Genomic DNA, 12,535 nt, shown 5'->3' with positions numbered 1-12,535 from the left:
CATTGTGCGAGCAGTATAACAGTTATCGTATAAAGCCGCATTACTCTGCTGAATTTAAGATGCAATCTAAAAGTATGTTTGCACCCGCCTCCACATCATGCCAGTGAGACCATTCATCAGGAGCATGGCTCACACCATTGACCGAGGGAATAAAGATGAGTCCAGCCTGCGTAATCTCTGAAAAAAACTGCGTATCGTGACCCGCACCACTAGGCATTCTGATGCAGCTTAAGTTACGCGCTTTGGCGCTTTTTTCTATGATCTGCGTCAACTTATCTGAACAGGATTGAGGCTTTAACCAACTGACTTGTTCATACTCAAACATCAACCGATGCTTCCGAGCGATAGCTGACAAGGCTTTCCGACACGCATCAGCAAGATCATTCATCACCTCATTACTCATATCACGGCCGACAATCGTAAATATGGCCTCACCCGGCACAGTGTGTGGACTACCAGGTTTGAGCTCAACCTTACCTACAGTGATGCGCGTTTTATCGGTGCCATCCTCGGCAATAATACGCTCAATTTCATGTGCAAAATCAGCTAATCCCATAAACGCATCGCTGCGCATATTCATAGGAGCGGTGCCCGCATGGTCAGCTTTGCCTTTTAAATGCACAATCCATTTAAACACGCCTGAAATGCCCTCAACTGCGCCGATACTCACCTCTTCATTAAAGAGCACAGGACCTTGCTCAATGTGTAGCTCGTAAAACGCTTTTAAGCGACTCGGCGGCCATGCAGCGTCGAGTACATCCATGACATCCAAGTCATGCTTTGCCATCGCATCTTTCAGGTACACCCCATCAGCGTCATGCGCAGACATCAACCAATCCATATTGACTACGCCAGCCAGTGCTTGCGAACCCATCATACCACCGAAACGACCTTCCTCTTCTGCCGTACCAACGACCCATACAGGATGTTTCAGCTTTACATCGTTTTCTTTCAACGTGCGCAATACTTCAAGTCCAGCTAGTACCCCGAGCGCACCATCAAACATACCGCCTGCAGGCACTGTATCAAGATGAGATCCTGTTAAAACGGCGGGGGTCTCATGGTAATCGCCGATGCCCGCGAACACATTACCCGCACCATCCATGTGACATTTAAAGCCTTCTTGTTCGGCCAAGTCTAGAAACCACCGACGAGCCTCCATGTCAGCATCGGTGAAGCCCCACCGATAAACACCGTGGTCCGACTCGTTGTAACCAATTTGAGAAAGCTCTCGTAACGTAGATTTCAGACGTTCAGCATTGATATTCATAGTTCCTCCGCTCATTGTATTAATAAGCTTAGGACACATCTTTGAAAAGATAAAAAAAGCCCACCGACAAGCGGTGGGCAAAGCGTTGTGAGCAGTTGGGGCTGCTCTAGACAGGGATCGGAGCACAGCTCCTAGGGGGATTACGACAGTTTACGTGCAGTCAATGCTGCATTAAGTACCGCCGCCAACTTAATTGATGTTTGAATCGCTTGTGCTGTGACATCATGTTGAACGAGTGTCTTCACGTGCGAATCAATACATAAACCACAACCATTTAACGCTGAAACAGCGAGCGAGAACAATTCAAAATCCGCTTTATCGACACCAGGATTTGCCATCGCATTCATCCGCAGACCCGCTGGCATCTTAGAAAATTGTTTATCACTCGATAAGTGAAGAAAACGATAATAGACGTTGTTCATCGCCATGAGCGTTGCCGCTAACTTTGCCGCTTGCTTCACGTTATCTTCGACTTTATCACCAGTCTCGTTCTCAATCGCCTGAATGAGTTCTTCATCGCCTAAGCTGTAAGCCAAGGATAAAGCAGTGCCATAGAATTGGTCTGTCGTTAGACCGGATGTATCGACACTGTTAAACAGACTCGACAAATTCAGCTTAGTATCTTTGCCGTGGTCGCCTAACAACTGTTTGTAATCTGCAATCGCCATCATTACCTCTACTTCGACGAGTCATTCATCAAGGGGACTCGAGTGAGCCCCCCAACCAATCATCACTTACAGAGTGTCACCACCGACAGCGCGGTTGCATGGGCACAGCTCGTCAGTTTGCAAACCATCTAAGATACGGAGGATCTCAGCAGGGTTACGACCGACATTTAAGTTGTTGACTGACACATGTTGAATAACGTTGTGTGGGTCTACAACAAAGGTTGCACGTAGTGCCACATTCTCTGCTTTATCACGCACACCTAAACCATCAACGAGTGAACCATTGTCAGCGAATGAATACTGGTTCAAACGGTCAAGGTCAGGATGCTCTCGACGCCATGCCAACTTAACGAACTCATTATCCGTGCTGCCACCTAAAACCACAGCATCGCGGTCAGCAAATTCTTCGTTCAACTTAGCGAATTCAACAATTTCAGTGGGGCATACAAAGGTGAAATCTTTTGGATAAAAGAAAATAATTTTCCATTTACCTGTAAAGCTGTCTCGCGTCACTGTTTCGAATGCGCTCTCGCCATTTTCCTCTGGCATATTAAATTTTGGCTTCGCAGCAACTACACTGAAATCTGGTAATTTATCGCCTACTGTCAACATAATGTTATCTCCTAATCATTGAGTCGTGTCTTAACGTTTCGAGGAGCATAGTAGGGAAATTTATTGATTGGATAAAACGAATAAAACCTATTAAGATAATCGAAAAAGCGATAACCACAGGTGAACAATGAGCAAATTACCGAGTTTGAAAAATCTGAACTACCTTATTGCATTACATCAGCAGCAAAACTTTAATCGCGCCGCAGCCGCCTGTAACGTCAGTCAGTCGACGCTAAGTAGCGGCATTCAGAACCTAGAAGAGCAATTGGGCTGCCAATTGATAGAGCGTGACCATAAGTCATTTTTGTTTACCGCGCTCGGTGAAGAGGTCGTTGAACAAGCGAGAAAGATTATCACCTCGACCGAAGAGCTGGTGCACTATGCCAAAGGCCATGGCAATATTATGGAAGGCCCTGTACGCCTAGGTATTATCCCTACCATCGCGCCTTTCGTCGTCGCTGAACTGAGTCGTCGCGTTCAGGCCAAGTTTACCAAACTCGATCTACAGATTTCGGAAGACACCACGGCCAATTTATTGAGTGCTCTACGCGACGGTGAGCTGGATATATTGCTGTTAGCGCTACCGATGGATATTCATGGCAACCAGAAGTGGTTACTCGGGCGCGATCCGTTCAAATTGGTTGCGCACAAAGAAATAGCTGATCAGCTTGGAGAGCCCGTTGACTACGATAAGCTACCCGATGGTAGTATTTTCTTGCTCGAGAAAGAGCACTGTTTAACGGGACATGCGGTATCGGCATGCCAATTAACCGATACGGTTAAAGTCAATCCGTTTACGGCGACAAGCTTACACAGCCTAGTTCAGATGGCCGACGCTAAGAAAGGTGCCACTTTTATGTCACAAATGGCGATTGACCGCGGCATCCTTGATAACACCGACCTCAAGCCTTTGAAGCCAGCAGGTCAGGAAGCGTTCCGTGATATCGGTATGGTTTATCGACCCACCACAAGTCGACGCCAAACTTTTCGTAAACTGGCAGAACTCATCGCGCCGTTACTGCCAGTGAATACGCTGAACTGAGTCTATCGCCTACGTGCTGGCGGAAGCGGATAACGCTCCGCCAGACTGATACTTTCACCATCCGGTTTAATGACACGCGCATGGCGACGATTAAGCTGACGCGGATCGGTGACCCCACACGAATGAGCAATTATATTAACGCCGTACTCAAGGTACTTGTGGTAATTGGCGACACGTTCCGATTTATCTTGCGGGTCTAAGCCACGTTGCAATTTAGGGTCATCAGTCGTCACACCGGTCGGACAAGTGTTTTTATTACACTGCATGGCTTGAATACAACCGAGTGAAAACATAAAACCACGGGCTGAGACAACAAAGTCCGCTCCCATCGCAATCGCCCACGCAACATCCGCAGGCGAGATCATTTTGCCAGAGCAAATAATACGAATACGTTTGTGTAAACCGGCTTCTGTTAACTTATCGACCAAGATAGGCAGACTCTCTGAAAGCTTTAGCCCGACATAATCAATGAGTGGCTGTGGTGCCGCTCCTGTACCACCATCCGCACTATCGAGCGTAATAAAATCTGGGGCCGCTTCTTCACCGCGGCTGAGTATGCTATCGACTAACTCGTCTATCCAACTTGGGTCACCCATGACAAACTTAAAGCCCGTGGGTTTGCCGGTAATCGTGCGTACTTTATCGATGAAATCGAGTAGCTCTTCATTATTGCTAATTTCAGGGTGGCGGTTAGGGCTAATCGCATCTTCACCCACCTTAATACCACGAATTTCGGCAATTTCTTGATTGACCTTAATGCCCGGTAGAATACCGCCTTTACCTGGTTTGGCGCCCTGGCTTAATTTAATTTCAAACATTTTAACCGAATCATGTCGCCCTAATTCAGCTAGACGTGACTCATCGAGTTTGCCGTCTTTCGTGCGCACACCAAACTTTGCTGTGCCCATCTGAAAAACCACATCGCAGTGACCCGATAAATGATAGGGCGATAAGCCACCTTCCCCGGTGTTAAGCCAGCAACCGGCCTTCTTTGCTCCTGCAGATAACGCTTTAACGGCAACCGGCGATAACGCGCCATAACTCATGCCGGAAATATGAAAATATGATGTCGGCGAGTAGGGCTTTTCACAATACGGACCAATTTTTACGGGTTGCGGACTCACCGATTGCTCGGCTAGTGGCGGATAGGGCGCATTACTAAAAATAATCGTCCCTGTGCGAGTCAAATCTCGGGTCGAGCCAAAAGCAACATTACGATCGGCGTTTTTAGCGGCGCGATATACCCAACTTCGTTGCGCTCGGTTAAAAGGCATTTCCTCGCGATCCATGGCGAAAAAATATTGCCGCATAAATTCGCCCATACGTTCAAATATATAACGAAAGCGACCAACTACAGGGTAGTTACGCCTGATCGTATGACGCGTTTGTATTTTATCAACAACATACATCACACCCACACTAACAACGAGCGTAATGATGCCTAAAACAAAAAGCGCTACTAACCACTGAGCAACGGTTAGTAGCGCTGAGTTATCAAACCAAGATTGACTTTGCATTATCGAGCTTCTTGTACCTTATTCAGTGAAGCAGTGATTGAATCCGCATTAACACGATCCATTGAATGCGTTTGCAATTGACTCCAATCGACAGGTCCACCGACGTGTTCCTCAATTAATCGACGGCTCTCATCCTTGGTGAGAGGACCATCTACTTTGATGGTATATAAGCCATCACCCTCGTTATTTTCTGCATTCGCAGAGTCCGGCAAATAAATTGTACCGTTGTTAAAGTCCACAGCGTAAGCAATAAGACCAGGAATAACGAATAATAATAAGCCAACACCGTTCAGAGCTGCGACGCCAGCATCAATACGTCCACCCGTTTGGCCTTTACGCTCAGGATATAACAAAGTTCCGCACGCAGTTAAGTGCAAAATCAGTGTGACACTCACGGCCGCCTTTAACAATGACTTGGATTTCATAAGCTTTCCTTTAGTTTTGTAATTAATAGTTAACAACATTATTAAGTAAGGCTGTGATTTATAAAGAGATCAAGAAAAGTCATCAAAATCTTAAATTAATACGTATACTAAAAATATTAAAAACTATACAAGTTAATTATGGAGGCTCCATGAAAAGCAACCTCACTGCAGTAGCAGCTGCGCTTTTGTCAGCGACGATGAGTACCTCGGTACTCGCGCAAGAAGTCGAGACAGAACGTCACACGCTGTCGCTAGAGACCATTAGCGAAGGACTTAACCACCCTTGGGGAATCGCCTTTTTACCATCGGGCGATATGCTGGTTACCGAGCGTTCAGGTACGCTAAATATTATTACTCAAGAAGGTCAGAAAACACCCATACAAGGTACGCCTGAGGTGGTTGCAAAAAGCCAAGGCGGTCTACTAGACGTTAACATCGATCCCGACTACGCAGATAATGGCTGGGTCTATATCAGTTATTCAGAAAAAGACCCCAAAGGAGGTAATGGCAATAGCACCGCCGTTATGCGAGGTAAAATTGACGGAGATAAGTGGACTCAAGGCGAGGTTATTTTCCGCCAAGCGCCAAAGTACGAAAGTAACGCTCACTTCGGGTCCCGTCTTGTATTCTCTCCCGAAGGGCATCTATTTATTACTTTAGGCGAGCGTTATTCCAGAATGCAAGATGCACAAACGTTAGATAATCATCACGGAAAAATTGTGCGTATTTGGCCCGATGGCTCAATCCCTAAAGATAATCCCTTTGTCGGCAATGACGATGCACTTGACGAGATCTGGTCTTATGGACACCGCAACGTCCAAGGTGCCGCTATTCATCCTGATACGGGCGAGCTATGGACGATTGAACATGGCCCACAGGGCGGTGATGAAGTTAATATTCCCAAAGCAGGTAAGAACTATGGTTGGCCGACCATCACTTATGGCGAAGACTACGGTGGCGGTGAAATCGGTATTGGCACACATAAGGAAGGCATGGAGCAACCGTTTTACTACTGGCTTCCTTCAATCGCCACGGCTGGCTCAATTTTCTATACCGGCGATAAATTTCCAAAGTGGAAAGGCGATTTACTGGTGACTGCCTTACGCGGACAAACAATTGCACGGTTAGATCTTGAAGAAGGTCGTGTTCTGCACGAAGAACGGATGTTAGAAGACGCAACCAGCTTCCGTATCCGTGATATTGAACAAGGTCCTGAAGGATTCTTATATATCCTGACCGATGCCGATAGTGGCCAACTTATTAAACTGTCACCCGTAAAATAATTATGAAGTATTTACGCACAATAACAGGGCTGGCTCTTACGCCAGCCCTTTGTTTTAGCCAAGAAATTAATGAAATCATCGAGGTGAATGCGCAGCAGTCCGGTAGCGAATGGCGCATGACCCCCGGTAGCGTTGACCTTATCGATATCAACCAGCAACTGCCATCTTTGAATATTGATGCGGGAGATACACTTCGCGCCATTCCGGGTATTCAGGCGGATACACGCTACAACTATGCCCAGGACACGCGTCTCGTCGTGCGTGGATTCGGTGCACGCGCAGCATTCGGTGTGCGTGGCTTGCAGTTGAATGTCGATGGTGTACCTCTGTCCATGCCTGATGGCCAAGCGCAAACCTCAAGTATCATTTTAGACGAAGCAGAAACAGTCGAAGTGTTCCGCGGTCCACTCGCTGTTCTATACGGTAACACGGGCGGAGGCGTGGTCGAATGGAACACGCGTGCACCACAGCGAACCACGAGTGAGATTGCTGTAGCCGCAGGTGCCAACGATCTTACCCGCGCCAAAGGCCAGTTTGACTGGGTCAATGATGCCCACAAATTGCGCTTCATCGCCACCGACTTGTACACCGCGGGACCTCGCCCTCACAATACGGCAAAGCGGCAGCAACAAGGATTGCGGTACTACTTTGATATCAACGACCAACAACAACTTATCCTACGGTACGACAACAACAACGCACCATTGTTAGAAGATCCAAGTGCGCTAACCCCCAGTGCTTGGCGCCAAAACCCCGACCAAACCGTCAGTCGAGCCATTGATTTCAATACCCGAAAATCCATTCATCATCGGCAAGGTTCTCTGACATGGAAGCTCGACGCAGATGGTTATCGCGCACGCATTGCGGCTTGGCAGGGTGATCGCGACGTTGTCCAGTTCCTACCCTTCGCAGGAGATGCCATTGGTAGTTCGGGCGCCGTGATCGATTTATCACGCCAGTTCGAAGGCAGCTCAGCTTATGTAGAGTGGCAAGCCACAGCGCAAACAGATATCGGTTTTGGTTTGCGATACGAGCGCCAGCAAGACCACCGGTTCGGTTTTGTGAACGATGAAGGTGAAAAGGGTGACTTGCGTCGCAGCGAGTTTAACTATGTTAGAAAGCAAGCCGTTTATACTCGTTTAACGCATCGGTTTAATGAACAATGGCGAATAACCGCTGGCGCTCGACACAGCCGCTTTGACTTCTCGGTAGACGACCAGTTTATTATGCCAGGCGATCCCGATGACAGCGGTCAAAATGAGCTCAGTGATAACTCCGGAGCGGTCGGTCTTACATGGGCGTTTGCGCCGCGTTGGTCAACCTATATCAGCCTAGGGTCAGGCTTCGAAACACCCACCTTGACTGAGTTGGCTTATCGTAATAATGGCAGTGGCCTCAATACCGAACTATCGCCCAGTCAATATCGACAAACCGAATGGGGCTTAAAGTTTAATTCAGCAGGGCGGTTTTCCTCGCAATTGGCAATGTTCGATATTCAGTCTGAGGACGACATTGTTATTGATCAATCGAACGACGGACGCACGACCTACCGCAACGCAGGTGAGACTGAGCGTCAAGGTATCGAGTGGCAGCTTAACGTACAGCTAACTGAGCAATTAGATAGCTTTGTATCCTATAGTTATATCGATGCCAACTATCAAGGAGGTCTTTATAACGGTAATCAACTGCCTGGGGTCGCTGACAGCCAATGGTTTACAAGACTCACTTGGCACCCCACACAAGCCACTCAAGTTCAATTACTTGGACAATATCGCGGTGAAACTTACGCCGACGATAGTAATACAGTAAAAGCACCGAGCTACGTAAAATGGGATTTGGCCATAACCCAGCAATGGCAAATAGCCGAGAACGAGTTTGAAGCTTGGCTTCGAGTGGATAATTTGTTGGATAGAAACTACGTAGGAGCAGTCGTTGTTAATCAGGGCAGTGGTCGTTCATTTGAACCCGGAATCGGTCGTTCGGCAAGTATCGGGATTAGCTGGCATCATCTATTTTGATGCCAGCTCTATTATCATACGATTACAACATTGCCCGTAACACATCGAGCAAACGCTCAGCCGTTTGCTCAGATGATGCCGGGTTTTGACCCGTAATCAGCATACCATCCTGCACAGCATAAGACTGCCAGTCGTCAACCTTACGATAGTGACCGCCTTTTGCTGATAACTCATCCTCGAGGAGGAAAGGAACCACGTCTGATAAACCGACGCCGTCCTCTTCGGAGTTACTAAATCCAGTAACCGTGCGACCTTGGACTAAAGGGTCTCCACCCGGTGTTTTTGCATTAAGCAGTACCGCAGGGGCATGACATACTGCCGCGACAGGCTTACCTTTCGACCAAAACTTTTCAATCAAATCAATCGATTGTTCATCGTTAGTGAGATCCCACAATGGACCATGTCCACCTGGGTAAAAGATAGCATCAAAATCATCAACACAGACTTCATCTAGCTTGCATGTACTACTGAGCTTGTTCTGCGCATCCTGATCTTCATTAAAGCGTTTCGTCGCCTCTGTTTGAGCATCTTCCGCTTCACTATTCGGATCAATCGGTGGTTGCCCGCCTTTGGGCGAAGCAATTGTCACATCCGCGCCAGCATCGACAAACGTGTAAAACGGTGCGGCAAATTCCTCTAACCAAAACCCTGTTTTATTACCCGTATCACCTAACTCATCGTGAGACGTCATAACCATTAAAATCTTCACGGTTTACTCCTTAGCGTTTGTACTCGTGCCCTTAATACGTTTTCAGCTTTCAGATTGATCAGTTTGACCTTCAAGCCAACGATAAAGCGTGCGCCGCGTGACCCCTAAAATCTCCGCCGCTTTCTTCTTATTGCCACCCACATGATTCATAACGTCCTGAATATATGCATCTTGATGGGCTTGCAATGTATGCCAGTGTGGTTGCTTATCGGCTGTCGGATCACGCACTTCCAGCATGCGCTCGGGTAAATCATCGACTTGTAAATGGTGCGACTGCGCGAAAGTCACCGCGCGCTCAATCGCGTTTTGTAGTTCTCGGACGTTGCCAGGAAAACGATAACGATAGAGTATATCCAAAGCATCGGTATCAATGTCAGTGATACGCTTGCCTGCCTTTTCTGCATACACACTAATAAAGTGATGCGCTAAACGCTCAACGTCCTCACCTCGCTCCCGCAACGCGGGGACTTTCACACTGAAGGTTTCTAGTCGGTAAAATAAATCTTCACGAAACTCGCCATCCCGCACACGCTGTTCTAAATTTTGATGAGTTGCAGCAATAATACGTACATCAACTTTTTCTTCCTCATCACTGCCGACCGCGCGTAGCGTTCCTTCTTGTAACACCCGCAGCAGTTTAGCTTGAAGTGCCAACGGCATTTCACCGATTTCATCAAGCAGTAGAGTGCCACCATCAACCTGTTTGAACAGCCCCAAGCGTTTACCCTGAGCGCCAGTGAATGCCCCTTGCGTATGACCAAAAAACTCACTTTCCATCAGTTCTGAGGGAATGCCCGCGCAGTTCACTGCTTGAAAAGGTTTGTCGCGCCGCTCGCTAAGCTCATGGATTGCGCGTGCAACCAGCTCTTTACCGGTGCCGGATTCGCCCGTAATAAGTACACTACCTCCGGCTGTGCCGAGCCGCTCAATTTGATGATACAACTTGCGCATTGCGGGACTTTGCCCGATAAGGCCCGCGGGTCCTTTTTGCTGTGACTTAAAACGAGTCAACTCTTGCTTTAATAAGCGGTGCTCCAACACACGTTGAACACTCAGAAGCAGGTGCTCAACATCAAGTGGCTTAGTCAAAAAGTCAGCTGCCCCTTGTTTTAGCGCATCAACCGCCTGGTCGACAGTGGCAAACGCAGTAATAAGAATAAGTGCAGGAGCGCCCGCCTCTCTGACATGCTCAAGTAGTGACAAACCTGAAGAACCGGGTAAGCGAATATCACTGACAACGACATCAACCGAAGGCAGCTCAGCTTGATAGTCCTCGGTTGATGGAAAGGCAAAAACTTTGTAGTCCTCTGCTTCAAGCTCCTCAACAAGTAGCTCACGTAGCGCTGAATCATCTTCAACAACGGCGATTTGCGCTTTACTCGCTGTCATTCGAACCTCCTGTCTTTAGTACCTTTTGAGGAAGTGACAAAATAACGCAACAACCACCTTCAGGGCGGTTCTCAAGCTTCAACTCACCCTCGTGATCGCTCATGATGTGCTGCACAATAGTCAATCCCAGCCCCGTGCCTTCACCGGTTGTTTTGCTACTGTAAAAAGGCGAGGTGGCATGTGCTTGAGCGCGCTGAGTGAGTCCGTCGCCATCATCCATAATCATGATTTCGGTCGAGCTAGGTGTTTGACTCACAGCAAGACGCACCTCTGATTTAGCCGCTTGATACGCGTTTCGTAGTACATTCACTAACGCAAGCTCCATACGCGAGACATCAACCGTACAAACATCATCGCCCTGATACTCAACGACACACTGGATATCATCATTCTCCAGCTCAAACCCCACACTGGTGCATGCACGCTCTATCAGCACTTTTATTGCCACTTGTTGGCGTTCACTCACAGGCGTGCGAGAAAAGGCGAGTAGTTGATTGACCAATCTTGTTAAGCGATGCACTTGCCCTCGAATGGCTTGTAACTGACGCCTGTCATCTTCAGAATCGGTATGCCGTAAAAGCTTTTTAGCACGATTATCAATCACCGTAAGCGGTGCACCTAGCTCGTGAGCGACACCACTCGAAACCGAACCGATAGCCGCCATTTTTTCTTGTTCACGTAAGGCTTCATTTAGACGCTGCTCTTCTTGACGTCTATCCCGGATCTCTTGCTCGGCACGAGTGACCGCTTCTAGCATCTCGTTAAGACCTTGGCTTATCGCGACGATCTCGCTCGGTCCATGGGTATCAACCCGAACATCGCGCCGTCCTTCAGCGACCTGTTGCATAATATTGCGAAGATACAAAACATGGCGCCCAACGCCGCGATAATGACCAAAAACTAAAACGGCAATCGTCACCACGGCAAAAATAAACCAACTAATCCACGCTACTTGGCTTAGTTGCTCAAACCGTTCATCAAAATCGCTGGCGCGTCGATTAATTTGCAGAAGGCCAATAATACGGCCGCCACGATCAACAATAGGAAGGAACTGGGAAAACACCTCACGCCCCTCAACTTGACGGTAGTCATCTTGTGAGACGCCAGTTTGTACAGTTTGTCGAGCTAACCAACTGTCTGATAAGTCAGTCTCAGTAACACCTGCCTCTGCGACTTGCTGACCATTTACGTCATAAACTGAAGCGCCATAAACGCGTCCAATATTAAAAACCGAATCTAAGTTCGCTTGCACAGTCGCCAAGTCATTGTTTAAAAGCGCATCACTGATCGGCAAACTAATCGCCCGCCCAATCAATTTAAGATCGGTCTTAAGACGTTCCTCTTCTTGCTGACCCGCTATATTCAATCCAAACGTTATCGCAGCCCCAGAAATTAATAGCATTGGAATAACCACATAAAGCAATAAACGGCGCTGAATACTCGAGAGCGGTAAAGTGTATCTTTTTGTCACATTACCTCCTTTGTGTGTATCAAAAGGATACATAAGAAATCGTAAATTTTCCTTGTTTGATTACAGGTATTTATTTTTTCCTTATTTTTCATGATGTTAAAAACTTGGCACAGTATTCGCTTTATCTAAAG

General features: G+C 47.5%; 11 protein-coding genes. 3 read left to right on the top strand and 8 right to left on the bottom strand.

The annotated features are described in order from the left end of the window. Window positions 1–40: 40 nt before the first annotated feature. From AC3AP5_RS11815 to AC3AP5_RS11805, 3 genes are all read right to left on the bottom strand, one after another. The gene (locus tag AC3AP5_RS11815; protein WP_487326768.1) at window positions 41–1,270 is read right to left on the bottom strand and encodes an allantoate amidohydrolase; all 1,230 of its coding nucleotides are present in this window, start codon (window positions 1,268–1,270) and stop codon (window positions 41–43) included. A 140-nt stretch (window positions 1,271–1,410) separates the two neighbouring features. Beyond that, window positions 1,411–1,941, bottom strand: coding sequence for a carboxymuconolactone decarboxylase family protein (locus tag AC3AP5_RS11810; RefSeq protein WP_487326767.1), 531 nt, complete (start codon window positions 1,939–1,941; stop codon window positions 1,411–1,413). Window positions 1,942–2,004: 63 nt separating this feature from the next. Further along, window positions 2,005–2,550 carry a peroxiredoxin gene (locus AC3AP5_RS11805; RefSeq protein WP_487326766.1) on the bottom strand — a complete coding sequence of 182 codons (546 nt, stop codon included), beginning with the start codon at window positions 2,548–2,550 and terminating at the stop codon, window positions 2,005–2,007. A 127-nt stretch (window positions 2,551–2,677) separates the two neighbouring features. On the opposite strand from AC3AP5_RS11805, the gene AC3AP5_RS11800 reads away from it, so the two are divergent. Continuing rightward, on the top strand, window positions 2,678–3,592 hold the full coding sequence (locus AC3AP5_RS11800; RefSeq protein WP_487326765.1) for a LysR substrate-binding domain-containing protein: 915 nt from the start codon (window positions 2,678–2,680) through the stop codon (window positions 3,590–3,592). Between the two features lie 2 nt (window positions 3,593–3,594). Here AC3AP5_RS11800 and AC3AP5_RS11795 read toward each other — a convergent pair whose 3' ends face one another. Next, a complete protein-coding gene (locus AC3AP5_RS11795) occupies window positions 3,595–5,109 on the bottom strand; it encodes an FMN-binding glutamate synthase family protein (protein WP_006954720.1) in 1,515 nt (504 codons plus the stop codon). Continuing rightward, window positions 5,109–5,534, bottom strand: a complete 426-nt coding sequence (locus AC3AP5_RS11790; protein ID WP_006954722.1) for a hypothetical protein — start codon at window positions 5,532–5,534, stop codon at window positions 5,109–5,111. Before AC3AP5_RS11790 ends, AC3AP5_RS11795 begins: the two co-directional genes overlap by 1 nt. Window positions 5,535–5,683: 149 nt before the next feature. Between AC3AP5_RS11790 and AC3AP5_RS11785 the strand changes: the two genes are divergently transcribed. Then, entirely contained in the window at window positions 5,684–6,817 is a 1,134-nt protein-coding gene (locus AC3AP5_RS11785) for a PQQ-dependent sugar dehydrogenase (protein WP_487326764.1), read from the top strand. Between the two features lie 2 nt (window positions 6,818–6,819). After that, entirely contained in the window at window positions 6,820–8,835 is a 2,016-nt protein-coding gene (locus AC3AP5_RS11780; protein ID WP_487326763.1) for a TonB-dependent receptor family protein, read from the top strand. A gap of 22 nt (window positions 8,836–8,857) precedes the next feature. On the opposite strand, the gene AC3AP5_RS11775 is transcribed toward AC3AP5_RS11780, so the two are convergent. The 3 genes from AC3AP5_RS11775 to AC3AP5_RS11765 are packed head-to-tail and all read right to left on the bottom strand — an operon-like array spanning window position 8,858 to window position 12,404. Then, complete coding sequence (locus AC3AP5_RS11775) at window positions 8,858–9,544, bottom strand: type 1 glutamine amidotransferase domain-containing protein (protein ID WP_006954726.1); 687 nt, start codon at window positions 9,542–9,544, stop codon at window positions 8,858–8,860. Window positions 9,545–9,586: 42 nt separating this feature from the next. Continuing rightward, the gene (locus AC3AP5_RS11770; RefSeq protein WP_487326762.1) at window positions 9,587–10,933 is read right to left on the bottom strand and encodes a sigma-54-dependent transcriptional regulator; all 1,347 of its coding nucleotides are present in this window, start codon (window positions 10,931–10,933) and stop codon (window positions 9,587–9,589) included. Beyond that, on the bottom strand, window positions 10,920–12,404 hold the full coding sequence (locus AC3AP5_RS11765; protein ID WP_487326761.1) for a sensor histidine kinase: 1,485 nt from the start codon (window positions 12,402–12,404) through the stop codon (window positions 10,920–10,922). Before AC3AP5_RS11765 ends, AC3AP5_RS11770 begins: the two co-directional genes overlap by 14 nt. Between the last annotated feature and the right edge of the window lie 131 nt (window positions 12,405–12,535).

The organism is Idiomarina sp. D18, assembly GCF_057748155.1.
This window is presented reverse-complemented; position numbering and strand designations above follow the sequence as displayed.

What these genes read in the sequence shown, in the direction of transcription:
- AC3AP5_RS11815 (WP_487326768.1), bottom strand. Translation starts at nt 1,270, where the DNA reads ATGAATATCAATGCTGAACGTCTGAAATCTACGTTACGAGAGCTTTCT.
- AC3AP5_RS11810 (WP_487326767.1), bottom strand. Translation starts at nt 1,941, where the DNA reads ATGATGGCGATTGCAGATTACAAACAGTTGTTAGGCGACCACGGCAAA.
- AC3AP5_RS11805 (WP_487326766.1), bottom strand. Translation starts at nt 2,550, where the DNA reads ATGTTGACAGTAGGCGATAAATTACCAGATTTCAGTGTAGTTGCTGCG.
- AC3AP5_RS11800 (WP_487326765.1), top strand. Translation starts at nt 2,678, where the DNA reads ATGAGCAAATTACCGAGTTTGAAAAATCTGAACTACCTTATTGCATTA.
- AC3AP5_RS11795 (WP_006954720.1), bottom strand. Translation starts at nt 5,109, where the DNA reads ATGCAAAGTCAATCTTGGTTTGATAACTCAGCGCTACTAACCGTTGCT.
- AC3AP5_RS11790 (WP_006954722.1), bottom strand. Translation starts at nt 5,534, where the DNA reads ATGAAATCCAAGTCATTGTTAAAGGCGGCCGTGAGTGTCACACTGATT.
- AC3AP5_RS11785 (WP_487326764.1), top strand. Translation starts at nt 5,684, where the DNA reads ATGAAAAGCAACCTCACTGCAGTAGCAGCTGCGCTTTTGTCAGCGACG.
- AC3AP5_RS11780 (WP_487326763.1), top strand. Translation starts at nt 6,820, where the DNA reads ATGAAGTATTTACGCACAATAACAGGGCTGGCTCTTACGCCAGCCCTT.
- AC3AP5_RS11770 (WP_487326762.1), bottom strand. Translation starts at nt 10,933, where the DNA reads ATGACAGCGAGTAAAGCGCAAATCGCCGTTGTTGAAGATGATTCAGCG.